The sequence below is a fragment of the Companilactobacillus sp. FL22-1 genome (assembly GCF_043951805.1).
GTDB lineage: Bacteria > Bacillota > Bacilli > Lactobacillales > Lactobacillaceae > Companilactobacillus.
The window spans coordinates 193,663-220,288 of record NZ_JBINJY010000003.1; the positions used below are offsets into that span (position 1 = coordinate 193,663).

A 26,626-nucleotide genomic window follows, 5' to 3' on the forward strand; every position below is an offset into this window, starting at 1 on the left:
TTATAATCGAGGATTATTATGAAAAGCAGATTATGGTTTTTAACGATGCTGGGTCTAGTTTTAGGTGCAATAACATTTTTCTTCCGTCCACTCACTACTCAAGCGGATATTAGTGGAGTGACAGTGACGCCGTTGATTGAAGATGATTCTTCTGGAGTGACTGATAGGTTTCAAATTGTGGGTAAATCGAATGAAGAACGTACAGTTAAAATTTCTTTAGGAAATTTCAGTATCAATAGATATACTTTGGTTCTCGTTCCCACGAACGCCACTACTTCATGGACGGTAAGATTACCTTCCACGATAAAGTTAAATCAGGACAATTTGGGTTAAAGCATGCTTTTGCAGATATGACGACAAAAAAAGAAGTGACACTGAAGCCGAATCAGACCAAAGACGTCTCTTTTAAGATTAAATTGCCAGATTCGGAAATTAAGGGACTGACAATGGGTGATTTTTATATTTATGTAAAAGGTGATTCAACCAAAGGATCAGCCGACGTTCCAGTCTGGATAACTGATAATAACAAAGCAGTCGGTGGCATTTTGAACCTTTATAATTTGTCATTGGATGCAATCCAGAAAAAGCCCCATATGATTGTTAATCTGCAAAATAAAGAGCCTGGAATGATGAAGAATGTGATTGTACATATGACGGTTAAGCGTAGGAGTTGGTTAGATCGTTTCAATATGGGCGATAAAAAGATGATAGCTGACTTAACTTACCCTAAAATTGCTCCTAACTCCAAGATCCCAGTAGATTTTGATCAAAATACTACACCAATTAAAGCTGGAACTTATGTCATCAAAGGAGCTGCTCGAAGCGGCAAGGCTACATGGACGTTCCACAAAACGTACACGATTACGCAAGATCAAGCTAATAATATCAATAAACGTTGTAAAGGTTTGATCTACGATAAGACCGTGACATATATTTTAATAGTTTGTGTTCTGATATCACTTATTTTCCTAATATTCTGGGCCATTTGGTATTCAGGTAGGAGTTAAAAGTATGAAAAGACGAATAACAATATTTCTTTCAACAATTTTATTAGTGGTTGCAACGCTTTTACCATTTGCTACGGTGGTAAAAGCCGCACCCGATAAAGCTTATGCGATTCAAGCAGTTTTGCCAGATAATCAAATCAACAAAGATGAATCTTATTTTGATCTCAAGGTTAAGCCAAACGGGTCACAAGATCTTAAAGTTTTGATTGCTAATACTGGTAGTAAATCGATCACTGTTAATACAGAGATCAATAATGCTTATACGGCAGACTCTGGAGTGATTGGATACGATAAGTACAATGCCAAGTTGTACAAGTCGAAACTGCCATCTTTGACTTCACTAGTTGAAGGTAAAAGAAAACAAAAGGTTACTTTGAAGGCTGGCGAAAGCAAGACGGTCACATTCAAAGTTAAATCACCTAGTTCTGAATATTCTGGGATTATTTTAGGTGGAATTACGACTACTGCCTCAGTTAGTCCCACGAAATCGAAAAATATCAACATCAAGAATCAAGTTCGATACGTCAAGGGCGTTGTCTTGCGTTCTAAGGATGATGGCATCATGCCTGTATTGACATCAGCAGCTCCTAAAGCCGTGGCGGGTTCGACAGGGATTGCTTATCGAATGGACAATACAGAACCGATCAACATTAATAAAGTTTCCTTGAAGGCTAAGATCACTAATGGCAGTAAAGTAACTAATTATTCAGCGGATAATTTGCAATTTGCGCCTAACTCGCAATTTAATTACTTTATTCCCATCAAGAATTTGACTGCTGGGACTTATAAAGCACACATTTCCTTGAAAAATGAGAGTGGTTTTCCCAAGGACTTTAATTATACGATCACGGTTAAAAAACAACAGGCAGAGGCGGTCACCAGTGCAACGATGCCTAAGCAAGAGTCCAATAAGAAGCAATGGCTCTGGATCATTTTGGGAATCGTTGTCTTGATTGCAGTTGCCATTTGGATGTATCTCTATTATTCACAACGTAATAAAGGTAATGGGCCTGATGGTGGTCGAGGCAAATTTAGTTTCAAATTGTCGCAAAAGAAATCAAAGAATACCGGTGATGGTAGTACTAGATCTTCTCGTCACAATAAATAACATCAGAGTTTGACAATTTGGTCAGCTCTTGAGCAATAACATAAAGAAGGAACCTAATTCAAAAACTGAATTAGGTTCCTTCTTTACTTTAGAGCGCTTCTTGTTCTTTATTACTTTCAATTTTACTTTTAAGTTTGCGGACATAAACTTGATTCAATTGAATCAAGAGCCAGATATAGTCTGGTCTAGTCGAAGAAATATCCCAAGAGATTACTTTAAGATTGCTTGGATATTTTTTCTTCTCAATGTCTAACGGCAAAATATCTAATGAGGTTATTAAAACATCGACATTCTCGTAGGCACTACTAGGAACGACTTCGACGAATTCAAGGTTACGGATATTTCTCAAGACGACTTCGGCTGCTTGATTACCGGGATCTATCAACACTTTAACCCGGATAATATCCTCCTGACGAACGGTTGAGATGTAACTAGGTAGGACCTGGTATAAATCCCTTGAAATCAATTCAGAGGCGATGTAGATGCCAGGAAATTCGTTCTCATCGATATTGGAGAAGAAGGTATAAATATCTTTATACAAATCGGTATAAGCTCGCTCGTCGTAATTATCAAACATCGTATCCAAATGCATGACTGAGTATGGAGCCATGATGTAGTAGAAGACAATGTCACGAGTGACGTAGGTCATAATATGTTTCAAAGTCTTTTGATCGTGGTAAACACTCATGTCGTCGTGATAATGTTCTTTAAGAAAATCTATAGAGTGATAAACGAGAGCATAGAACTTGGGATTAATTCTGGCGGTAGCATTGATAGGTTGTTCAAAAGCTCTGTCACTTGGTTGAAAGGCTGTATTTCTGAATAAGTTGATCAATTTGTTTTCGTTGTGAAGACTGCCGCTGGGAACGATTGGGTAGTCATCGGAATCAAGGATGTCATTGGCCAGGTTTTGATCACCGAAAACATCTTTATAGTATGGCAATTCGTCGATATAGTTGTGTTTGATCAGGCGAATTCTAGAAATTGCTAGGAAATACTTTAATTGGAAGTGAACGATGGGATTGTCGAAAGTTACATGAGCTTTGTCGATGATTTCATCGATCATTTTTTCTTGAACTAATTCGAAAGGCCATTCTTGACCATGGTAGGTATACCAATAAACGTAGTATGCCATCCACCGAATATTTTTTTAATTACCTTTGATTTCAAGTGTAGAATTTGAAATCTTTAAACCAAAGTTCTTCAAGAAGGCACGGAACTTGGCCATGCGCCGATTTAAAGTCGACTTACTGGTAAAGTGTTCGTTACTGAAGCTCTCAAACGATAAATTTACGTTGAGCAGTCCATAATTAAAAGCTTGGAAAACGATCGAATTTTTAACTAAGTACAATCTGCATGTATCGATTGAAACTTTACTAAAATCAATTGATTCGATTTGGGTATCGCTTGCGTCAATATCTGGAGCAACATCAGCCAAGTCTTCAAGCAGTGCTTGAAAAATATTATAAGTTTTTTGATATGTGAATTCGAGACGGTTACTGATGTTACTTAAGTTTACTTCACGAGGATGTATTGATTTAATAACTGTGAGCATTCGGTATTTTTCAACGTCCTGCATGACTAAAAAAATTTGCTACAACATTGTGTCTTCCCCGGCAACGTTAATTAAAAATTTCAAATATATAAAACACTACTTGCTACTATCTTAACATTTATTTATAATATTTTGTAATCAGATAGAGGTGCAATCTTTATTATTAATATTTTTGAGTGCAAATAGGGTACTTTGAAAAAATATGAAAGGGAAGTTTGCCGAAATCAGTTATTCCTACTTAGTAACTTGATTGGGCTATTGCTTAAGAGGCAGTAGACTGTCGTTTCAAAGAAACGTTGAGCTATTGATTAATGGGATAATTACATATAATCCTTATTGTCGGTAGTTCCTCTGATAATAAGGATTTTTTTGTCCAAAAAAGGGGAATTAAAGATGGAAAATAATGATGTGAACAGGTCGTTGAAGACCCGTCATTTGTCGATGATTGCCTTAGGTGGATCTATTGGTACTGGTTTGTTCGTTGCTAGTGGTTCGTCTATCTCAACCGCCGGACCAGGAGGAGCCTTGATAGCTTATGTGGCTATTGGTATCATGGTTTATTTCTTGATGACCAGTCTTGGTGAAATGGCAACTTATATGCCTGTTTCAGGATCTTTTGCTACATATGCAACAAAATTTATTGATCCAGCCTTTGGCTTTGCTTTAGGTTGGAATTATTGGTTCAATTGGGCCATCACTTTAGCGGTAGATTTATCTACTATTTCTTTGGTGGTGAGATATTGGTTCCCAAGCTGGTCTTCTTGGAAGATAAGTTTGACTTTTATGATCATTTTATTAGTCATCAACTTCATTTCAGTAGGATCCTTCGGTGAGACGGAATACTGGCTCTCATCGATCAAGGTTGCAGCAGTAATTATCTTTTTGATCTGTGGTATTTTGACAATTATGGGTATCTTAGGTGGACATGGTTCAGTTGGTCTATCAAATTATACCTACAAAAGTGCACCATTCGTAGGCGGAGTACCAGCTATCCTAAGCGTCTTCGTCGTTGCCGGGTTCTCTTTTCAAGGAACTGAGTTGATTGGGATCACTGCTGGTGAGTCAGCAACTCCTGAAAAGAGTATTCCTAAGGCCATTAAACAAGTCTTTTGGAGAATTTTATTATTCTATATTTTGTCAATTGCAGTAATTGGAGCATTGATTCCTTATACAAGTCCTAATTTATTAGGATCAGGAGCAGGAGATATTGCTATCAGTCCTTTCACGATCGTCTTCAAAAAAGTCGGTATTCCTTTGGCAGCTGGAATCATGAACGCCGTTATTTTAACTTCGGTTATTTCGGCAGCTAATTCCGGTTTGTACGCTGCTAGTCGGATGTTGTGGTCAATGAGTAAGAACGGCATGGCACCTAAGGCCTTTCAAAAAACTAATGGTCGTGGAGTACCGGTTTATTCATTGATTTTGACAGCATTGGTTGGTGCAGTTGCATTATTTACGAGTTTGTATGGTGATTCGTTCTATGAATTACTAGTGGCAGCTTCTGGTTTGACTGGATTCATTGCCTGGTTAGGAATTGCTTTTTCACATTATCGTTTCAGAAAAGCTTATCTGTATAAGGGCTATAGCTTGGACGATTTGAAGTATAAAGCTAAGTGGTTCCCATTTGGTCCTTTATTGGCCATTGTCTTGGGAATCATCATCATCTTAGGTCAAGATGTTCGTTCGATGGTTGACTTTAACTTTGGCCGACTCTTGATCAGCTACAGTGGATTGATTATTTTGTTCATCTGCTGGGCTTACTACAAGATTAGATATAAGACCAAATTCTTAAAACTAGAAGATATTGATGTCGAAGAAACTAAAAGAGGCACTGACTACTAGTTGAAATTTGATCTAAATTAAATTATGATTAACGAAGAATATTAAAAAGCTTAAAGAGTGCCTACTCAAAAACCTTTCAGAGAAGCGATGGTTGGTGAAAATCGTGATGGTTATATATTCCAGCATTCTAGCAACGGGTAATGCCGTTCGGGTTGATCCGATAAAATCTGAAAGTGCAGTGTATTTGTATACGCTGAAGCTGGGTGGTACCGCGAATGGCCGATTCGTCCCTTTAGAGGGATGATTCGGCCATTTTTTATTTTCTCAAGATTTTTTTGCCACAGTTTTGGTTGAATCAAAATGGTGACAGTAAATTAAGTTATTACTGATATGTAAAAGGAGAGCGTTTATGTTAGATATTAAATTGATCAGAAAAGACCCTGAATGGATCAAAAACAAGTTGGCTTCTCGTGGTGTAAAAAGCGATGAAATTGACGAACTATTATCATATGATAAAAAACGTCGTGAATTGTTAGTTCAAACAGAAACTTTGAAGGAAAAGAGAAACACAGTTTCCCAAGGTATCGCTAACAAGAAACGTAATAAAGAAGACGCTAGTGATGAAATTGCTGCTATGAAACAAGTTGGAGCTGACATTAAGAAAATCGATGCTGACTTGGAAGAAACTGAAGGTAAGATGAATTACATTTTGGTCCGCCTACCTAATATTCCTGATGATTCTGTTCCAGTTGGACCTGATGATAGTACTAATGTTGAAATCAGAAAAGTTGGTGCGATTCCTAAGGAAGGTTTCAAACCTCGTCATCACTGGGATATCGGTGAAGAATTAGGAATTCTTGACTTTGAACAAGCCACAAAGGTTTCTGGATCACGCTTCGTTTACTACATCGGCATGGGTGCTCGGCTTGAACGTGCGGTTTATAACTTTATGTTGGATCAACATCAAAAAGAAGGTTATACCGAAGTTATCCCTCCATATTTGGTCAACAATGGAGCAATGTTTGGAACTAGTCAATTTCCTAAGTTTACCGAAGACGTTTATACGGTTATGGTTGACGAAAATCCTTTGACTTTAATTCCAACAGCCGAAGTTCCTTTGACAAATTACTTTGCCGATAAGATTTTGGACGAAAAAGATTTGCCTAAGTATGTTACAGCTTTGACACCTTGTTTCCGTTCTGAAGCTGGTTCTGCTGGACGTGATACTCGTGGCTTGATCAGAATGCACCAATTCAATAAGGTCGAGATGGTTAAAGTTTCTAAACCTGAAGAATCATACAATGAATTGGAAAAATTGACTGCTAATGCTGAAAATATCTTGAAGCAATTGGGCCTTCCATATCACGTGATCGTACTTTCAAGTGGGGATGCTAGTTTCAGTTCCGCTAAGACTTATGACCTTGAAGTCTGGATGCCTGCTCAAGATAAGTATCGTGAAGTTTCAAGTTGTTCTAACTGTTTGGACTTCCAAGCACGTCGAGCACATATTAGATATCGTGATGCCAATGGTAAGACACAATTGGCTCATACCTTGAATGGTTCTGGACTTGCTGCCGGCCGTACTGTAGCTGCAATTCTTGAAAACTATCAAAATGAAGATGGTTCAGTGACAATCCCAGAAGTTTTGGTTCCATACATGGGTGGCGTAACTAAAATTACTAAAGAAAATGCCAAATAGTTATTGACCTTAAGTCTATAAATTGATAAGATTTAATAGTTCTGTTAAGAGCTATTAAATTATTCCGGTTTAGCTCAGTTGGTAGAGCACCTGACTGTTAATCAGGTTGTCGTCAGTTCGAGTCTGACAACCGGAGTTATAAATACTTAGGAATTACCTAGGTGTCCCATAGATTACATCTAGTTGATGAGATTAGATGTAATCTTTTTATTAAGCCGTCTTAGCTCAGTTGGTAGAGCATCGGTATCGTAAACCGGCGGTCACAGGTTCGACTCCTGCAGACGGCATTCTTGATAAAGTATTGATGTAACAAACTCCCAAGAGAAACCTTAGTGTTTCTCTTTTTTTATTTTCCCTGCTAAAAACAAGTATTAATGTAAATAGAGCGGCAACTCAAAATCGAGTTGCCGCTCTATTTAGTCTAAGCACAAGCAATTGTGCTTTTGTCCCACAGTTATGTTCTAACTTCATAGTTTGAGTAATTATTTAATTTGCTTTAAAGCATTGGCGACAGCTTCTTTGATAGCTTTGCTAGAAGCAGAAGCACCGGAAATTGAATCGACATCAACGGAGTTTTTTGCCACGATTTCTTGTGGTAATTCTTTGACTGCTTTGAGTCCATAATCATCGGATTCACTTTGCTTTAGGACTTCGATTGCTTGAATATCATCTTTGTTCTCAGCGGTAACACGGACGACGATTTCATTTCCCATCCCAGCAGTCGATTTACCGATATATTGATTCTCTTTAGTCTCATAGTTTTCTTCACCGATATCTGAACCAAGACCGGATTCGTGAACGCTGGCAGAAGTTTGAGCATCGACTGTCGGTGTAGCAATTTCTTTTTTAAGACTAGCAGCATTTTCACCGGCAATCTTTCCAAAAATCAAATCTTCGGCTAGGTTACTACCACCGTTATATTGGCGTCCCATTAAACTACCCAATTCACCGGCAGCGTATAAATGAGGGATCACCGTATCGTCATTATCCAGCACCTCAGCTTGAGAATTATGAACCGGACCTCCTTGAGTATTCAATAATCCTTGTACCATGGCCAAAGCGTAGTAAGGACCATCATCAAAGGCACTCAAGGTATCAGCGTCACGGTTAAAGGCATAGTCATGCTTTATTTCAGCAAAGTGGTTGAAGTCCTTGATTGTTTGACTAAGTTTTTCAACTGTGACATCGAGGACTTTTGCTAAAGCAGTCAGGTTGTCAGCTTTAACAACTGAGTCTAAAAATTCTGGGTAAGGGGCGTCTTTATCATTAGCTAATTCATCGTACTTCTTTTGGTCGAAGATAACGAACGGATGACGTTGAGCCAAAGGAATCCGCCAGTTTCCGTGATCTTGAATGTGTCCGTGACGGTGCATCTCATTTTCATCGAAGTAGCGAGTACCATCATCGCCAACAACGATTAAACTGCCTTGATGGAAAGCGGGCCAATCGAATGGTAAGAATTGTGAACGTTGACCGGCTTTAGGTTTTGGCGTGAGTCCATGGAAAATGCCATATGATTCGTAATTATTCATATTATAGAGTTTAGCACCAACTTCACTGGCCATTTTAATGCCGATACCCTTGTTGTAGAGTGAGCCAATAGGATTGAGGCTAGTTTCGCCTAAGTAGTTCTCGACCATTTGCGGATTGTTTTCAAAGCCACCTGTTGCCATAACGATGCCGTTCTTAGCTTGGACGTTCAATAGTTGACCGTTACGCTCGATTTGGACACCAACAATGGCGTGATTCTTAGGATCTTGTATCAAGTGTTTGGCTGGCGTATGGTACAAGACATCAATTTGATCGGCTCGGTTGAGGACTTGTTGACGAAGATTTTTCCACAGTGCCGAGTCAGCTACTCCTTCGTGGACTGCGACTAGTTCATGAGTCTTTTGACCACGGAATTCGGGGTATTCATGTGCCATGAAGTACAAGGCTTTTGAGACTGGTGAATCGGGATGTTTACCCATAATAAAAGGCGTTACGCCTAAATATTTACTCAAATAATTAGGAATTTGATAGAGACCTTGAACAAAAGTATCCATTAAATCGTGATCATATGACAAAGGGAAAGCTAAATCTTCGTAATACTTACGTAAATCTTCAAGATCATCACCAGATGAAATAACTTGTCCTGCATAACGGGTATTACCACCTTCGTGACCTTCGGGTGCTGAGTCAGTAATGAGAACTTTGGCTCCGTTATCTGCGGCAAAACGAGCTGCCGAAGCTCCAGCACCACCGAATCCTAAGACAATCACATCATAAGTTGCGTTCCATTTTAAATTTGAATCTGCAAACATTTCACTCACTCCATTTCCTCTCAATGTTATGATTAATATAACTCTAAATATAATCATTGTGAATAAGTTCTCATTATTGAAAACGACATGTTTCACTGCTATAAAGAATTTAGAAACGAATTGAGGAAGTATCATGGGACTAATCAATAAGAGTTATTATGCGTTAGGAACGGTCATAAATTTATCAGTTGCGACGCCTGCCACCGAAAATGATTTGGAGGCGGGGTATAACTTGATTCAGCGTTTTGAAGATAAGTTGACTGTCAATCGAACTAAATCAGAGGTCATGTCGATCAATGACAACGCCGGGATCAAAGCAGTCGAGGTTCCTGTGGATACATATGCTCTGATTAAGGAAGCTGTCTTGGTCAGTCGCAAACATCTAGGGTTCAATGTCGCAATTGGACCGTTGGTTAAATTGTGGAAAATTGGCTTCAAGGGTGCTAATAAACCAACAGATGCAGCTATTCAGGAACGCCTAAAAATTATTGATCCAGAAAAAATCCTTCTTAATGACCAACAGCACTCAGTCTTTTTGTTGGAAAAGGGTATGGAGATTGATTTGGGCGGAATCGCTAAGGGTTATATCGCCGATTGTATTAAAGCGTTGTGGCAAAAACGTGGTGTAGAAAGTGGCATCATTGACTTAGGTGGCAATGTCTTATTAGTTGGACCAAGCCAGCACGCTGACAAGTTGTGGAATATTGGGGTTCAAAATCCAACTGCACCAAGGGATGTATCGTTAGGTGTGATTCAAACTAAGGCAAAGTCGATTGGGACGTCTGGAATTTATGAACGGAAGTTAGTTATCGATGGTCACGAGTATCACCACATGTTTGATTCCAAGACCGGTTATCCGATCAGTAATAATCTGGCCAGTGTCACGATTGTGAGTGATCGTTCAATTGATGGCGAGATTTGGTCTACTATTGGCTTTTATCAAGGCATGGAAAAAGGAGCTGCTTTGATAGAATCGCAACCTGGAATCGAGGCTATTTTTGTGACTAAAGATTTGCAGACGCATGTGACTAGTGGCCTGTTGACGAGCTTTCATTTAATATAATTTTTGTACATAAAAGCGATTACAAAATTATATTGATTTTATTCGTGAATCATTTTACAATGTACTTGAGAATATATAGAAAATGGGATGATGATATGAATAAGTTTATTGCTATTGTTGGAACCAATGCCAGTCAATCAACTAATCGGGAATTGCTAAAATATATGCAAAGACATTTTCAAGATCAAGCTACGATTGAGATAGTTGAAATTGCAGGCTTTCCAATCTATAAGAAGAGTGCTGATCAATACATTCCTGAGGGAATCAAAAAAATTGCTCAACGAATCGAGGCTGCTGATGGAGTGATAATTTCAACGCCAGAATATGACCATTCGATTCCCGCCGCTTTGACTAGTTTCTTAGCCTGGTTATCGTATGAAATCCATCCCTTTGTCGATAAGCCAGTAATGATCACCGGTGCTTCGTACGGTTCGTTAGGATCATCAAGAGCCCAAGCTCAGTTGCGTCAGATTTTAGATTCACCTGAACTAAAAGCTCGGATCATGCCTAGTTCTGAATTCTTATTAGGCCATTCATTACAAGCGTTTGACGATAAAGGAGATTTAAAAGATGTTCAATTGGTTGAACAATTGGATGGTCTCTTTAAAGACTTTGAACAGTTCGTTAATATTTCCAAAGAATTGAATCATGCCCATGACATCAACAAGAAAAAGGCTGAACAATTCTCCTGGGACAAAGATTAGAGGGAAAACGATGAAATTTGTTGGAATAGCAGGATCGATTGCCGATCAATCATATAATCGAATGTTACTACAATTTATGGAAAAACATTTTGCAGGAGTTGCTGATATCGAATTGTTGAATATCAATGATGTACCGATGTTCAATGAAGATGATGATCAAACAAACAGTGAAGCAATTCAAAATTTATGCCGCAAGATCAGTGCTGCTGACGGAGTTATCATGGCCACACCAGAACACAATCATACCGTCACGTCAGCGTTAAAGAATGTGATCGAATGGCTATCTTATGAAGTTCATCCTTTGGATGGCAAGCCAGTGATGATCGTTGGAGCCTCATATCATAATCAAGGTTCTTCCAGAGCACAATTACACTTACGTCAGATTCTTGAGGCACCCGGTGTCAACGCTATCGTTATGCCAGGGAATGAATTTTTGTTAGGAAATGTTAAAGAAGCTTTTGATGAAAATGATGATTTAAAGGATCAACGAACGATTGATTTTCTACAATCAACGTTAGAAAAATTTGTTAAATTTGCGAAGGTGATTAATATGATGGGACAAACAAATGGATACGAAGATGAAGATTTAAGTGGTAAGAAAGGAACAGACACTACTGTTCAAGGTATCGATATGAATGCTGATGATTGGTTGGATCAGGCTGCTAAAAAGGTCAATGCAGTTGACGGCAATACTTACGTTAAATTAGATAGTGGTTTATTGACAGTTAATCAATTGAATTACTTCCTCAAGACGATTCCAATTGAATTGACTTATGTCGATGAGAATAATCAATTTATTTATTACAATAAATTCTTGCCAACTGAAAAGATGTTAGCTAAAAGAACTCCTGATCAAGTGGGTGATGGTTTAGATAAAGTTCATCCAAGCATCGAACGTGTCATCACACATGTTAAGCAAGTTATCAACGCTCTAAGAACTGGCGAAACGGACTTAGTTTCAATGCCTGTCCCTGGTGGCGACGAAGAAAAGCATCATGTTATGCATTATTACAAAGCAATGCATGATGAAGAAGGCAACTACAAAGGTGTTAATGAGTGGGCCGTCGATCTAAAACCAATCGTTGACGAATATCTCAAAGCTACCGGTCAAAAGTTAGTTAAGGATCCAGATGCTAAATTAGATGCAACTTCCGGTGCTTCTAAGAAACCAGAAGTTAAAACCGAAACAGTCGATGCTACAACGAGTGCTTCAAAGCACTAAATCAAAACGAATTAATGATAATTGTCTGATTTTATTCGAATTAATATTGAAAAAAATGCAAAAAAAAACAGCCTGTCTGGGGGGACGGGCTTGTTTTTTTTGTTACACCATGCGTGTAACGGCATTACCAGTAGTGTCAGGGAAAAGATATGAATGCTTGTGAGGTTTCCATATTATTGTCAAATAGAGAGGGATTTGAGGGATTTGTTAATTAATTTGTTAATTAATGAAAGCATTCAAAGTAAATTATTGTAATGGGATACGCATTTGAGGGTGTGAAAGAAAATTGATTGAGGGGGGCAATCTTCTTTCAGAATGCGTTAAGCATAAGGTAAGCAGTATGAGGATGTACCGCTTATCTTCATTAAGAGTTAAAAAAAGGAAGAAATAGCATTTACATATCTTTGTCCCTTTCACAGTTATTAATATACCACATATGTTTAAACAGAAAGATTCATATTTGAAAAAATTTCTTTTATAAATCTGATTCAAGCCTAAACATTAAAAAATGGCAAAAAAAAACTAGCTCATCTTGGGGGGACGGGCTTGTTTTTTTTACTACAAGAATGTGTAGCAGCATTACCAGTAGTGTCGGAGGTAAGACATGAACGCTTGTGAGATTTCCAAATTGTCAAATAGAGAGGGATTTGTTATTAATGAAAGCATTCAAAGTAATTATTATAATGGGATACGCCTTGAAAGGAAATTGATTGAGGGGGGCAATTTTCTTCCAGGCGAGTAAGCTTTTTAAGATTAACGATATGAGGATGTACCGTTAACTACATTAAGAGTTAAAAAAAGAAGGAATTTGCATTTTTCATATCTCTACCTCTTTCACGATTACAATATACCACAGGTGTTTAAACAGTGTAACTCAATTTTGATAAAAATATTTATTTATAATTAAACACACAAATTCTACTATTTGTGCAATTATAATGGTAACCTAGTTTTTTCGGCGCCTGTATACTTAATACACAGATATAGAGAAAATGAGGAATAACGTTACGCAATTATAATTAACATTCAAATATTTATAATCCAGATATATTTTTTTAAATAGTATGTAAACGCTTTAATTATGTTAAAATGTTAACTATAATGTAAATATAACGTAAAAAAGGTGGCTACAATTATGAAAGTTAGTATCGTAGGTTGTACACATGCTGGAACATTTTCAGCAATGAACATTTTAAAGGAGCATCCAGATTGGGAAGTCTCCGTCTTTGAACGTAATGATAACCTTTCATTCTTATCATGTGGGATTGCTTTGTGGGTCAGTGACCGTGTTTCAGACCCTAATAAGATGTTTTATGCTAGCCCAGAAGCTTTGACAGAAATGGGTGCTCACATGCACATGCAACATGATGTAACTAACATTGATTTTGACGCTAAGAAATTATCAGTTAAGAACTTAGTTAGCGGCGAAACCTTTGAACAGCCTTATGACAAATTAGTTATTACAACTGGTTCTGCTCCAATCGTTCCACAAATTCCTGGAATTGATTCAAGTCGAGTAAAACTCTGCAAGAACTGGACTAACGCTACAGAATTAAAGGAAAATGCTTCTGATATTAAGAGCGCAATCGTTATCGGTGCTGGATATATTGGTGCCGAATTAGCAGAAGGCTATTCAACACTTGGTAAAGAAACAACCTTGATCGATGCTTTGCCAGATGTTTTAGCAAAGAACTTAGATCCAAATATGTCAGCAGTAGCAGAACAAGATTACCGTGATCACAACGTTACATTGGGCTTGAATGAAAAAGTTCAATCATTCGAAGAAACAGATCACAGCGTTATTGTTAAGACTGATAAGAACTCATATGAAGCCGATATTGCCGTTATGTGCGTTGGTTTCCGTCCTAATACTGATATGTTCTCAGATCAATTTGAAACATTACCAAATGGAGCTTTGATTGTTGATGAATATATGCACACAAGTAAAGCAGACGTCTTCTCAGCCGGAGATGCCGCTTCAGTCTTCTACAACCCAACTCAAGACAATCAATACATTCCATTAGCAACTAACTCCGTACGTCAAGGTATTTTAGTAGGTAAGAATATCGAAAAAGATACCGAAGCATACATGGGTACACAAGCAAGTTCAGCTGTTGAATTGTTTGGCAGAACATATGCTGCCAGTGGCTTGACAAAAGTTCACGCCGAAGCTTTAGGCAAGAAAGTTGAAACAGTTTCATTGGAAGATAACTACCGTCCAGAATTCATGTTGACAACTACACCAGTTTTGATGAACTTAGTTTGGGATCCAGAAACAAGAGAAGTTCTTGGTGGAGCTTTGACAAGTAAGTACGACGTTTCACAATCTGCCAACCTCTTATCATTAGCTATTCAAAAGAACGTTACGATCGATGAATTATCAATGGTTGATTTCTTGTTCCAACCAAACTTTGACAAGCCAGTCAACTATGTCAGTGCATTAGCTGGAGCTGCCGTAGAAAAAGCTGACTCAGTAAAAGTAACTGATTAGCAACGATATTAATAATTAAGTAGCCGAAAGGCTGCTTTTTTTTGTGCAGTGTTTTTTTTGTTCACTGCCGTCATCCGCTCCAGTTCTGGGGGATATGGAACGTGGTGGGCCGACTTGGAGCCAAGAGAACCGCTTGTCTTCAAGCTCGACCTTTTACTAAATTGGCAAGGTTCGCCAATTAAGTAAAATTTCACCACTGATATCCCCCAGAACTTCCGCTCCTGACTTGGGTTACTGCATATTTGATTTGTTAGTGATATATATAGGGGTCCCCACATTTTTGATTGTGCTCGGTAGGAGTGGAAGCTGGAAAACCTCGGTGCTTAAGGGCAAAAGATAAAGGACAAGACAAAAAAATGTATTGAATTGACTTTTATCTATATCAATTCAATACATTATTTAATTTCTATCAAAGATATTAATTCATTTAAAGACACTGGTTCATTTTATCTTTTAAGGATTTAAGTTTTTGACTTTAATCTTTAGCCTTTGAACTTGCTATTGCCTTTGAACTTGTTTTATCTCTTGAACCTGTTCACTTGAGGGATATCCAAATATGTTTTAACATTCTAGGCTGTAGTGAGAGCTCTGAGGGGTCTCAGCCATGAAATTGTTCTTAGTGGGCGAAGCACACTTAGAACAAGGCTCGACTTTGAAACAATTGCGAACTTCAATTGGTTCAAAGCGATGCCCATGGCGTTCCAGACCCCTCAGAGCCGAACGGAAGCCGGCAGTGAACCAATACCAAAGCATCACCAAACCAACCAACCAATCAACCAAGCAAGAAACTTCACATTAAGTTCATAATTTCCTACGACCAACTTCATAATATCCAGATATTATGTATTACATAGTCAAGTATGGCTATACAAAAAACGAGGTGAAAAATATGAAAAAACATCCAATTCTCGTTCTAACGGGTGTCTCCGTCTTAGATGCAGCTTGCACTAAGATGATCAGAAATTACAACGAAAAGAAATTTTTAAACTAAACCATCAAAAATACAAAATACAAAATCAAAACCATTCACATTCAAAAACAAAATCAAATAATAATTAGTCCGAGGTAAACAAATATGAAAACAAATATGATGACAGAGCTTGCATATGCAAGCTCTTTTTTTGTCGTCATTTTTGCAATTGGCGCCATTATCACATATTATTTGATTAGTATTGAAGGAGAAAAATTATGTCGAAACGTCATGCCCTGTATTACTTTGGAGCGTTTTTATTAAACCTAATTATTATTTCATTTATATTTGCTTATTCAGGCTTAGTCCCATTTGGTAGCAATAATTTTTTGAGTAGTGATTTAGGGACACAATATTTAGCTTTTCTAACTGAGCTCAGACGGCAGTTGGTTTCGGGTAATTTACACTTGTATCTCTTCAGCCAATCACTCGGAGATAACTTTTTCCCGGTTATAAGCTATTATTTGTTGTCACCATTTAATTTATTGATCGTTTTGTTTAGTCCACAAGGGATACCGGCGGCCGCAAACATTATCATCATGCTAAAGATTGCCACGATGGGCGTTACGATGGCTTACTTTTTAAAAAGCTATTTCAATAAAACGCTTTTCGCTAATTACATGTTCACAGTCGCTTATGGATTCTGTGGTTTTGTGGCGTCATATTTTTACGACTTGATGTGGCTTGATGCTTTGATCATGTTGCCGTTAGTTGCGGTCGGGGTGATAAAGCTGATTAAACAGCAACGTTACGTGCTCTATTATGTTTCCTTACTTTTAGCAATTATTTTTAATTATTACTTGGGCTACATGCTCTGTATTTTTTCGGTTTGTTTTTTCGTCTATATTGGTCTGGAGAATAAACTATTCCAAGCTAACAATAAGTGGCTGATCATTAGAAATTATTTGATCACTTCGGTTTTGGCAGGCTTGAGTTCAATGGTAGTCTTGGTTCCAACTTTGGTCGGAATGATGAAGACGGCGAAGACTTCGTTTAATTTGTGGAATTATTTACCTTCAGCTCGTTTTGGTTTAGAGGCATTGACACAATTAGGAATTGGCGGCAATACTTTTGACCAAAGACTCGAACATGGTCCGTCAGTTTTTATGACTTCGACAGTTTTGATTTTACTATTGAGTTATTTTGTCAGTAACAAGATCAGCAACAAAGATAAATGGTATGCATCACTATTGATTGGAGCCTTGTTGATCAGTATGTTTGTGACGACTTTCAACACGGTTTGGCACATGTTCCAAAACCCCGCTGGTTTTCCATTTCGCAATAGTTTTATTTTTTCCTTCGTTTGTGTTTTTATGGCCTATAAAGCATTTGATGCCGGCGTTTACCGCGATCAGAATACCGTCGTCAGAGGCACTTGTTTAGCGGGGATCTTGATTTCAATCGGTTATATTACAGAATGGCTCTTGCCCAAAATTATCGAGAAACTCGGCTTCGGTACCCCAAATCGACAATATGACGGCCGTTACTTCTTCTTAAGTATCGTTTGTGTGATCGTCAGTGGCCTGATTCTTTTAGGGTTAAATCGGAATCAAAAAGTCATCAATTTATTGTTGTTGATGATCGTCTTCGAAGTGATTGCAAACTTTAATGCGGTAATCAGTACCGCCGGTTTAGGCAATCAATTAGTATATCGAGCAGAGTTCGTTAAGGAAAATGACATCCTGAAAAATATTAAAGGTCGAAAACAATTGGGCCATCGAATAATCGTTTCCAAATCAGGGTTGAACAAAGCTTTTCCGGAAAAATATAATAATTATAACGACCCTATTTTATTCAATATCAATGGTTTGAGCCTCTATAGTTCGACTTTGAACCAAGACACTTTGCAGATGATGCACAATTTAGGATATTTTAGTTTGAATGTTCGAAGAATCAGTTACTATGGAGGAACTAATTTAACGAATGCTCTGTTTGGAGTCTATTATCGAATCCGGCAGTGGGATAATCATTATCACGTTGAAGAAAATTATAGCGCACCATCGATGGGATTTTTGGTTGATAAAAATGTCTATGATTTTCAAATGTACACTAAGCAAGCTCTGACTAATCAAGATTTACTTTGGCAAGCTTTGAACGGTAATAGTTATCAGTATTTGAAAAATGTCGATATCAGCAGTATGGATCAAACTGATGTAGGGAAAAAGACGCTTTATGACTATCGATTGACGACAAGAACTAGTGGACCGCTGTATTTTTATGTGTCGCCGATGAACTATGATACCGCTAAAATTTATGTGAATGGCAAACGAGTCCAAACAGCTTCAATGAATGTCTATAGTGCAGCCACTTTACGCTTAGGACATTTCAAAACTGGTGAAAAAGTCGACGTCAAAATTATGACCAATAAGTCCTTAGACTTAAATCCAAGTTACTTCCAATCACTTGATCAAACGGCCTTCTTAGCCTCCCTTAAAAAATTCCGAGCTAATTCTTTGAAGATCACATCAACATTGAATCACGATACAGTTCGCGGAACCATCGATGTTGCCAAAGATTCGCCAATGCTATTCAGTATTCCTTACGATGACGGTTGGAGCATTAAGGTTGATGGTAAAAAAGCTAAAATTCATAAAGTGGTCGATAATTTAATGGCAGTAAATCTCAAAGCCGGAAAGCATCAGGTGGCTTTAAATTATCGAGTTCCTGGATTGAAATTGGGTTGGTCCATCTCAATCTTATCGGTAGGATTGTTCGCCACTTTTAATTGTATTGAAAGAAAAAAGAGAAAATTGTTTTAATTAAATGAATATAACAACAAAATATTAAAAATTAAGTGATAACAGTTTGCAAAATTTTGCAGATGTTATACTATTCAAATATGAAACGTTTACATTAAAATGAGGTGAAATGATGGCTAACGAATATATTATGGCGATTGATGAAGGTACGACAAGTACTCGAGCAATTATCTTTGACCAAAAAGGCACTAAAATTGCCGATGCACAACGTGAATTCACACAACATTTTCCCCAACCAGGCTGGGTTGAACATGATGCTAATGAGATTTGGAATGCAGTTCAGTCAACGATTGCGACGGTCTTTATCGAATCTGGTATCAAGCCAAAGCAGATCAAGGGGATTGGAATCACGAATCAACGTGAAACGACAATCATTTGGGACAAGAATACCGGTTTACCAATCTATAATGCGATCGTCTGGCAAAGTCGACAGACTGCTGACATCGCTGATGAATTGAGAGATGCTGGTCTTGGTGAGATGATCCACGAAAAAACTGGTTTGCTGATCGATCCATATTTCTCAGCTACAAAGATTCGTTGGATTTTGGATCACGTCGATGGAGCTCAAAAACGAGCTGAAAACGGCGATCTCTTGTTTGGAACAATTGATACATGGTTATTATGGAAGTTATCTGGTGGTGCTGCCCATGTGACCGACTATTCTAACGCCAGTCGGACGATGTTATTCAACATTCACGACCTTCAATGGGATGATGAAATTCTAAAAGCACTAAATATTCCCAAAGTTATGTTGCCAAAGGTTCGGCCTAATTCTGAAGTATATGGTCAAACTAAGGGCTACCACTTCTACGGTTCAGAAGTTCCTATCGCTGGTATGATCGGTGACCAACAGGCGGCACTTTTTGGCCAGATGGCATTTGAACCAGGAATGGTAAAGAACACATATGGTACAGGGGCTTTCATCGTGATGAATACTGGTGAAAAACCTAAGCTATCTGATAATAATTTGTTAACGACCATCGGTTATGGTATCAATGGCAAAGTTTACTACGCTTTGGAAGGTAGTATCTTTGTAGCTGGTTCAGCTATCCAATGGTTGCGTGATGCAATGCATTTGGTTGATACAGCTCCGGAATCTGAAGAAGCTGCTTTGGCTTCAAGTGATGACGATGAAGTGTATGTTGTACCAGCCTTTACTGGTTTAGGTGCACCTTACTGGGATTCCGATGCTCGAGGGGCAGTCTTTGGCTTAACTCGTGGAACGACTAAAGATGATTTTATCAAGGCCACTTTGCAATCGTTAGCTTATCAATCACGTGACGTTATTGAAACTATGAAGCAGGATACAGGTATTGAGATCCCAACTTTGAAAGTCGATGGTGGGGCTGCCAATAACCGCTATCTAATGCAATTCCAAGCTGATATTTTACAAACTCCAGTTCAAAGAGCCAAGGATTTGGAAACGACTGCCTTGGGAGCTGCATTTTTAGCTGGACTAGCAGTAGGCTATTGGGATAACCTAGATGATATTAAGCAACAATATGCTACTGGGGCGACATTTGAACCAGAAATGGATGCTAAAAAAGCTGACTATCTGTATGAAGGTTGGCAAGAAGCTGTCAGTGCAACTAGAAAGTTTAAGCATAAAGTAAGAAAGTAAAAGGCGGATTTCGCCTTTTTTGGTGTTTAGGAGTTAGAGATGGAGAAAGAATATATTTTAGCAATTGATGAGGGAACTACTACAGCACGGGCAATTGTTTTTGACCATAACGGTAAAAAAGTTGCGATGGCTAGACACCCAATCAAACAAATTTTGCCTAATCCAGGTTGGGTCGAACATGATCCTAATGAATTATGGAATGCGGTCCAAACAACGATTGCGACTGCTCTGATCGATTCAGGTATTAAACCAGCCCAAATCAAGGCTATTGGTATCGCCAGTCAACGTGAAACAACAATCGTTTGGGATAAAAAGACTGGCTTACCAATCTACAATGCGATTGTTTGGCAAAGTCGCCAAACTGCTAAAATGGCTAATGATCTGATCAAAGAGGGATATCGTGACGAGATTCATCAAAAGACGGGCTTGATTATCAGTCCTTATTTTTCAGCTACGAAGATTCGTTGGATCTTAGACTATGTCGAAGGTGCACAAACTCGGGCTGAAAATGGTGAGTTATTGTTTGGAACCGTTAACACTTGGTTATTGTGGAAGCTGACTGATGGTGAAAACTTTGCCACAGACGCTGCCAATGCCAGTCGAACAATGCTTTATAATATCAATACTTTGCAGTGGGACGATGGATTATTAGAATTATTTAATATCCCGCGTCAGATGTTACCAGAAGTGAAATCCAATTCAGAAGTATTTGGTATAACAAAGAATTATCAATTTTATGGTTCTGAGATTCCAATCACAGGTATGACCGGCTCGCAGCAAGCCTCACTCTTTGGACAAATGGCTTTTGAAAAGGGAATGGTCAAGAATACTTATGGAACGGGTGCTTTTGCGGTGATGAATACTGGTTCCAAGCCAGCTTTATCGGATAATAATTTGTTGACGACAATTGCTTATAGTCTGAATGGAAAAGTTAGCTATGCCCTAGAGGGAAGTGTCTTTGTGGCCGGAGCTGCGTTGCAATGGTTACGGGATGATATGCGCTTAATTAGCAACACTCCTGAAACTTCTGAAATTGCGAAGGTCTCAACTAGTCAAGATGAAGTGTATGTCGTACCTGCATTTGCTGGTTTGGGTGCCCCATATTGGGATAACCAAGCTCATGGGACGATTTTTGGTATCACTCGGGGGACGACTGATAAGGATTTGGTCAAAGCTACTTTGCAGGCGATTGCTTATCAAACTAAGGATATCATCGAGACAATGCGCTCTGACGCTCGGATGCCGATTGAAGTTTTGAAAGTGGACGGAGCGGCTTCAGCTAATGATTATTTGATGCAATTTCAAGCCGATATTTTAAATACTCCTTTGGAACGATCCGCAGAATTGGAAACAACTTCACTTGGTGTGGCGTTTATGGCCGGATTGGCGGTTGGTTTTTGGAAAGATTTTGATGACATTAAGAAGAACTATCAAACTGGTAGGTCGTATCAACCTCAAATGTCTGAAGATTTGAGAACCAATCTTTACGCTGGATGGAAAGATGCAGTTATGGCAACAGAGGCCTTTAAGCACCATTAAGATTAAGAGCCTATATTAAAAGGCTCTTATTTTTATTCGTTGATATATAAGGGATAACAGAGCTTTTATTAAAAAATGTTTTGACATAAGGAAGAGAAAAGCTTAATATTAACTCATTCATTGTGTAATGTGAGGAGAATTTTAATGGACGAGAAAAAAGATCGAGGTTTCTTCGGTCAACCGACCGGTCTACGTACGCTCTTCTTAACTGAATTTTGGGAAAGATTCAGTTACTACGGTATGCGTGCTATCTTACTTTTCTACATGTACTATGCAGTAAGTAAGGGTGGCCTGGGCATGAACCAGACTACGGCCGCTTCAATTATGTCGATTTATGGTTCACTGGTTTATATGTCCAGTGTGCTTGGTGGTTTTATTAGTGATAGACTTCTAGGAGCCAGAAGAACTGTCTTCTGGGGTGGTGTTTTGATCATGTTTGGTCACATCGTCTTATCACTTCCAATTGGTCAAGGCGGACTATATGGCTCCATTGCCTTGATCGTTATTGGTACAGGTCTTTTGAAGCCAAACGTTTCCGAAATGGTTGGTGGATTGTATTCTGATGATGATCCAAGACGTGATTCTGGTTTCAGTATTTATGTCATGGGTATTAACTTGGGATCATTGATTGCACCACAAGCCGTTAACAGTATGAGTAATGCCTTTAACTTCCACGCTGGATTCTCATTAGCTGCCATCGGTATGTTTATTGGTTTGATTGTATATTGGTGGGATGGACGCAAATACTTGCCTGAATCAAGTTTGCATGCACCAGACCCTATTACTGGCGAGGAACGTAATCGTTTCTATAAGCGTTTAACGTACGGAATTATCGCTGTAATTATTATTGTAATTATTTTGACTGTGGCTCATGCCTTTACAATTGATAACATCATTACGATTATTAGTATCTTGGGTATTGCTTTACCTATTGGCTACTTCATCATGATGTTAACAAGTAAAAAGGTAACTAAGGTTGAAAAATCAAGAGTTGTTGCTTATATTCCATTGTTTATCGCTGCAATGATTTTCTGGGCAATTGAGGAACAAGGTTCAGTTGTTTTAGCATTGTTTGCGGCTGAACAAACTCAACTGCATTTTGCAGGTTTCAATCTTTCAGCACCACAGTTCCAAATGCTTAACCCATTCTTTATCATTATCTATACGCCATTCTTTGCGATTCTTTGGACAAAACTTGGCAAGAGACAACCTTCATCTCCATCTAAGTTCTGGATGGGATTGGTTGCCACAGCAATTTCATACTTTGTTTTGATGATTCCTTTGATTGGTTTATCTCCAAGTGGAAAAGTTAATCCACTTTGGTTGGTACTAAGTTGGGGTATCATTGAAATTGGTGAAATGTTGATTTCCCCAGTTGGACTTTCAGCTACGACTAAACTTGCTCCTAAGGCTTTCTCAAGTCAAATGATGAGTATGTGGTTCTTAGCCGATTCAGCTGGTCAGGCTGCTAATGCGCAATTAGTTAAATTGTTCCAGCCTGGTAATCCCCAAAACGAAATGATGTTCTTTGGAGTGACTGGTGTAGTTACATTGGTTGCTGCAGTGATCTTGATCATGTTCGTACCTCGTATCAAACGTTTGATGCAAGGTGTAAACTAAAATATTTGAAAAAATTCGAATACCTTCTGATTCTAACTTTAAGAATCAGAGGGTATTTTGGTTTAATTGGAAAAAATCAAAATTAATTCATATTTACTTGGTATCATAAATTCAGCTTTGAAAAGGTGGAACTAGTGGATGAAAAAAAGTTTTAAAATTTCAATGTTACTAGCTTGGATTTTGATGTCTATTACTGGCTTTAGTACGCCAGTTTTAGCGGCCAGCGATTTCAAGACAGTGACGGTATATCCTGATAATGGACCGATTGCACTTTATGATCGTAACGGAAGAAAGATATCGAATGTTAAATTAGCTGCTAATAGCAATTTAGCGATTGCAAAAACAGCTCAAATCAATGGCAGAAGTTATTATCAAATTTCGAAGGATTACTATATTCGAACTAATCAGGCATACGGCTATCAATTCACGATTGAGAGAATTAAAATCACCGCCAAGCCGATGGCGGTTTTGAAAGATTCTCATGGTAAAACACTCACTAATCGAGCTATTGCTGGATCTTCCATCTGGGGTGTCGATAAGGTGATTCAAATTAATGGCACACAGTACTATCGGATTTCGGCGAATGAATTCGTTAGTTCCAAAGATATTAAAATTATTAGATAATTTTTTGGATTATCCTCTTGCAATGATTTCAAATTTTCGGTAATATAATTAAGTCGAATAAAGACATGTGTTTATCACATGGAGGGGTAGCGAAGTCTGGCTAAACGCGGCGGACTGTAAATCCGCTCCTTCGGGTTCGGTGGTTCGAATCCACTCCCCTCCATTCATTGGGTTATAGCCAAGCGGTAAGGCAATGGACTTTGACTCCATCATGCGCTGGTTCGAATCCAGCTAACCCAATCACTTTAAGGCAAAATTCAATTTTTGGATTTTGCCTTTTTTTTTCTAAGTTTTTAGACCAATTCTTAATTTTTTAAGGAAATACGGTATAATTAACAGAAGTAATGCTTCAAAAGGAGTTCGCAGCAATGAAGGTACCAGTATATATACAAATCCATAATGAAATCAGAAAAGAAATTGAATCAGGCAAATGGGCTGTGGGAGAACGTATTCCTTCCGAAAGACAATTGTCACAAGATTTTGATGTGAGTCGGATGACTTTGCGTCAAGCTATCCAAACATTGGTTGATGAGGGGATTTTGCAACGTCAAGTTGGTTCGGGAACTTATGTTGCCAGCAGCAAGGTTCAAGAAAAAATGTCTGGGACAACCAGTTTTACCGAGATAACTGAGAGCCAAGGGAAAAAACCTTCCAGCAAGACGGTTTCATATCACGTAGCTGACCCCTCGATCAGCGAAATGGAGAAATTGAAGCTGCATACTGGTGACCAGGTGCTACGAATGGAAAGAATCCGTTATGCGGACAAACAACCTATCTGTTTTGAAGTTGCTACGATTCCAATCAGTATTGTTAATAGCTTGAGCAAACAAGACATCACGTCTTCACTCTATAAGGCCCTGGAAGATAAAGCAGGGTTAAAATTAGGTAATGCCACTCAGACTGTCTCAGCTATTTTGGCGTCTGAAAAAATCGCTAACTTTTTAAATGTTAAACGTGGTTCGGCAATTTTGCGTGTTCGTCAGGTTACAACTTTGGATGATGATCGTCCATTTGAGTACGTACGGTCACAATATGCCGGAGATCGATTTGAATTTTATTTAGAGCGATAATTAATATCTTTCGAGATAAATTTAAGGTAAGATATTATCTGTTGAGTTTTAAAATTTTTAACTGGGAGTCACTTATGCAAAGCTTTATAAAAAAATACAGTATCTTTTTGATGCTATATATCGTTTTTCAGCCAGTTCTAGATGCAATTACTGGGTTGATGACTCAAGCCAATTTTAATGTTACGTTCGGAATTTTGATTCGAATGGCTGTAATGGCCTTAACCGTCTTTTATATTTTGATTTTTTTAATCTTGAATCGAGATAATAAACAGGGGATGCGGATAATTCTGTACTTCGTAGTTTTAGGGTTAGTTTCCGCAATTAGTTTATTTATTAATTACAAACAAAAAAAGCTCTTTCTGCCATCATTGGAGATTACAACTTTAGTTAAGAGTTTGTATTATCCAGTAATGTTACTGGGATATTTCTATGCGTTTGAAGAATTAGCTGAGGATCGAATTATCAATCGTTTCTTCCCTAAAATGATCTTCTATGCCATAAACATCATCAGTATTATCATGATCATTGCTCATTTCACTAATACTAGTTTCAGTTCATATTCCTATTACAAACTGGGTGAGAGTGGCTGGTTTTATGCCGCTAATGAATTGAGTGCCATTGTCTCCATCGCCTTTCCCATTATGGTTTGGTACGCTTTAAAAAAGATCGATACTTGGACAAGAATCTATTACTGGCTAACAATTATTATTGCTATCTATTCAGCACTGTTGATTGGAACCAAGGGTTCACTATTGGCAATCCTCTTTGGTCTCTGCATGGCAATTTTAGCTTCAATCATTCACTTTTTCCGTGAAGGTGGACGTCGCAGATTCAATGCTGGAATTGTGGCACTATTAGTCCTGACTTTAGGTGGGGTGTTTGCAGCCTATCCAGCCATGGCAGTTTCCAGAACTGCTGAGTTGCACAATGATATGATCAAATATAAGAAGAAGCAGGCTAAGACTAAAAAGGGTTTAACTGCTGACCAAGAAAAATATGTTAAAACTAATAAGACTGTTTCATATTTGTTAAGTGGACGGACGGTTTACTTTGAAAATGCTGCCCAAAACTTCTCCAAAGCTACACCAGCTCAAAAGATGTTTGGGATGGGCTATGCAACTAGCTATAAGAGTGAAAAGAAAGCTAAATTGGTCGAAATGGATTATATCGATATTTTCTTCCAGTTTGGCTTCATTGGAACAATCATCTATTTAGCACCGCTCATTTATTGCCTAATCTATCTGATAGGAACATTTATTCGCAAGTTTAAGTACATGTGGTCCTTTAAATGGGCAATGCTCGTATCCAGTATTGCTTTAGGATTTGGTATGGCACTGATGACAGGACATGTTATCGAAGCGCCATCCGTAAGCATTTATTTCGTAACGATCTTGAGTTATGCAATGTTGAATGCACGAATTTTCATTAATAATAATCAAGATCCTGATACAATTGATGTTGAAGAATAAAAAGGTTGTAAGTCGATGTG

19 protein-coding genes, 4 tRNA genes and 1 riboswitch are annotated in these 26,626 nt (G+C 38.2%); of the genes, 20 read left to right on the plus strand and 3 right to left on the minus strand.

Features of this window, described 5'->3' with window-relative positions:
- Positions 1 to 18 precede the first annotated feature (18 nt).
- Genes ACG72T_RS03810 through ACG72T_RS03820 form a run of 3 tightly spaced genes read left to right on the plus strand, consistent with a single transcriptional unit; the run spans position 19 to position 2,115 of the window.
- Complete coding sequence (locus tag ACG72T_RS03810) at positions 19 to 333, plus strand: hypothetical protein (protein ID WP_395264713.1); 315 nt, start codon at positions 19 to 21, stop codon at positions 331 to 333.
- Positions 279 to 1,007, plus strand: a complete 729-nt coding sequence (locus ACG72T_RS03815) for a WxL protein host-binding domain-containing protein (protein WP_395264714.1) — start codon at positions 279 to 281, stop codon at positions 1,005 to 1,007. Before ACG72T_RS03810 ends, ACG72T_RS03815 begins: the two co-directional genes overlap by 55 nt.
- A gap of 4 nt (positions 1,008 to 1,011) precedes the next feature.
- Positions 1,012 to 2,115, plus strand: a complete 1,104-nt coding sequence (locus ACG72T_RS03820; protein ID WP_395264716.1) for a WxL protein peptidoglycan domain-containing protein — start codon at positions 1,012 to 1,014, stop codon at positions 2,113 to 2,115.
- A gap of 88 nt (positions 2,116 to 2,203) precedes the next feature.
- On the opposite strand, the gene ACG72T_RS03825 is transcribed toward ACG72T_RS03820, so the two are convergent.
- Both ACG72T_RS03825 and ACG72T_RS03830 read right to left on the minus strand, forming a co-directional pair.
- The gene (locus ACG72T_RS03825) at positions 2,204 to 3,250 is read right to left on the minus strand and encodes a hypothetical protein (protein WP_395264718.1); all 1,047 of its coding nucleotides are present in this window, start codon (positions 3,248 to 3,250) and stop codon (positions 2,204 to 2,206) included.
- A gap of 15 nt (positions 3,251 to 3,265) precedes the next feature.
- Positions 3,266 to 3,694: a helix-turn-helix domain-containing protein gene (locus ACG72T_RS03830; protein ID WP_395264720.1), complete on the minus strand. Its 429-nt coding sequence runs from the start codon at positions 3,692 to 3,694 to the stop codon at positions 3,266 to 3,268.
- A gap of 111 nt (positions 3,695 to 3,805) precedes the next feature.
- Positions 3,806 to 3,982, plus strand: a riboswitch (Lysine riboswitch).
- Positions 3,983 to 4,063: 81 nt separating this feature from the next.
- Between ACG72T_RS03830 and ACG72T_RS03835 the strand changes: the two genes are divergently transcribed.
- The 4 genes from ACG72T_RS03835 (at position 4,064) to ACG72T_RS03850 (ending at position 7,438) form a co-directional block, all read left to right on the plus strand.
- Positions 4,064 to 5,512, plus strand: coding sequence for an amino acid permease (locus tag ACG72T_RS03835; RefSeq protein ID WP_395264722.1), 1,449 nt, complete (start codon positions 4,064 to 4,066; stop codon positions 5,510 to 5,512).
- Between the two features lie 349 nt (positions 5,513 to 5,861).
- A complete protein-coding gene (serS, locus tag ACG72T_RS03840) occupies positions 5,862 to 7,151 on the plus strand; it encodes a serine--tRNA ligase (RefSeq protein ID WP_395264724.1) in 1,290 nt (429 codons plus the stop codon).
- 63 nt (positions 7,152 to 7,214) lie between these two features.
- Positions 7,215 to 7,287, plus strand: a tRNA-Asn gene (locus tag ACG72T_RS03845).
- Between the two features lie 78 nt (positions 7,288 to 7,365).
- Positions 7,366 to 7,438 (plus strand) — tRNA-Thr (locus ACG72T_RS03850).
- A 195-nt stretch (positions 7,439 to 7,633) separates the two neighbouring features.
- Here ACG72T_RS03850 and ACG72T_RS03855 read toward each other — a convergent pair.
- Positions 7,634 to 9,454 carry an FAD-binding protein gene (locus tag ACG72T_RS03855; protein ID WP_395264726.1) on the minus strand — a complete coding sequence of 607 codons (1,821 nt, stop codon included), beginning with the start codon at positions 9,452 to 9,454 and terminating at the stop codon, positions 7,634 to 7,636.
- Between the two features lie 133 nt (positions 9,455 to 9,587).
- On the opposite strand from ACG72T_RS03855, the gene ACG72T_RS03860 reads away from it, so the two are divergent.
- The 13 genes from ACG72T_RS03860 to ACG72T_RS03920 all read left to right on the plus strand — a co-directional run bounded on the left by ACG72T_RS03860 (position 9,588) and on the right by ACG72T_RS03920 (position 26,606).
- Complete coding sequence (locus ACG72T_RS03860; protein WP_395264727.1) at positions 9,588 to 10,517, plus strand: FAD:protein FMN transferase; 930 nt, start codon at positions 9,588 to 9,590, stop codon at positions 10,515 to 10,517.
- A 95-nt stretch (positions 10,518 to 10,612) separates the two neighbouring features.
- Positions 10,613 to 11,221: an NADPH-dependent FMN reductase gene (locus tag ACG72T_RS03865; protein ID WP_395264729.1), complete on the plus strand. Its 609-nt coding sequence runs from the start codon at positions 10,613 to 10,615 to the stop codon at positions 11,219 to 11,221.
- A gap of 10 nt (positions 11,222 to 11,231) precedes the next feature.
- Positions 11,232 to 12,443, plus strand: coding sequence for an NAD(P)H-dependent oxidoreductase (locus tag ACG72T_RS03870; RefSeq protein WP_395264731.1), 1,212 nt, complete (start codon positions 11,232 to 11,234; stop codon positions 12,441 to 12,443).
- A 1,135-nt stretch (positions 12,444 to 13,578) separates the two neighbouring features.
- Positions 13,579 to 14,934 (plus strand): FAD-dependent oxidoreductase, encoded by a 1,356-nt coding sequence (locus tag ACG72T_RS03875; protein ID WP_395264733.1) that lies wholly within the window; start codon positions 13,579 to 13,581, stop codon positions 14,932 to 14,934.
- Between the two features lie 1,188 nt (positions 14,935 to 16,122).
- Positions 16,123 to 18,663 (plus strand): YfhO family protein, encoded by a 2,541-nt coding sequence (locus tag ACG72T_RS03880; protein WP_395264735.1) that lies wholly within the window; start codon positions 16,123 to 16,125, stop codon positions 18,661 to 18,663.
- 112 nt (positions 18,664 to 18,775) lie between these two features.
- Positions 18,776 to 20,284, plus strand: a complete 1,509-nt coding sequence (gene glpK / locus ACG72T_RS03885; RefSeq protein ID WP_395264773.1) for a glycerol kinase GlpK — start codon at positions 18,776 to 18,778, stop codon at positions 20,282 to 20,284.
- 39 nt (positions 20,285 to 20,323) lie between these two features.
- The gene (gene glpK / locus ACG72T_RS03890; RefSeq protein WP_395264737.1) at positions 20,324 to 21,823 is read left to right on the plus strand and encodes a glycerol kinase GlpK; all 1,500 of its coding nucleotides are present in this window, start codon (positions 20,324 to 20,326) and stop codon (positions 21,821 to 21,823) included.
- Positions 21,824 to 21,967: 144 nt separating this feature from the next.
- Complete coding sequence (locus ACG72T_RS03895; RefSeq protein ID WP_395264739.1) at positions 21,968 to 23,443, plus strand: peptide MFS transporter; 1,476 nt, start codon at positions 21,968 to 21,970, stop codon at positions 23,441 to 23,443.
- A 138-nt stretch (positions 23,444 to 23,581) separates the two neighbouring features.
- Positions 23,582 to 24,067, plus strand: coding sequence for an SLAP domain-containing protein (locus ACG72T_RS03900; RefSeq protein WP_395264741.1), 486 nt, complete (start codon positions 23,582 to 23,584; stop codon positions 24,065 to 24,067).
- An 80-nt stretch (positions 24,068 to 24,147) separates the two neighbouring features.
- Positions 24,148 to 24,230 (plus strand) — tRNA-Tyr (locus ACG72T_RS03905).
- Positions 24,231 to 24,235: 5 nt separating this feature from the next.
- Positions 24,236 to 24,307: transfer RNA gene (locus ACG72T_RS03910), tRNA-Gln, on the plus strand.
- A gap of 128 nt (positions 24,308 to 24,435) precedes the next feature.
- The gene (locus tag ACG72T_RS03915; protein ID WP_395264743.1) at positions 24,436 to 25,137 is read left to right on the plus strand and encodes a GntR family transcriptional regulator; all 702 of its coding nucleotides are present in this window, start codon (positions 24,436 to 24,438) and stop codon (positions 25,135 to 25,137) included.
- A 74-nt stretch (positions 25,138 to 25,211) separates the two neighbouring features.
- Positions 25,212 to 26,606: an O-antigen ligase family protein gene (locus ACG72T_RS03920; RefSeq protein ID WP_395264745.1), complete on the plus strand. Its 1,395-nt coding sequence runs from the start codon at positions 25,212 to 25,214 to the stop codon at positions 26,604 to 26,606.
- Positions 26,607 to 26,626 lie beyond the last annotated feature (20 nt).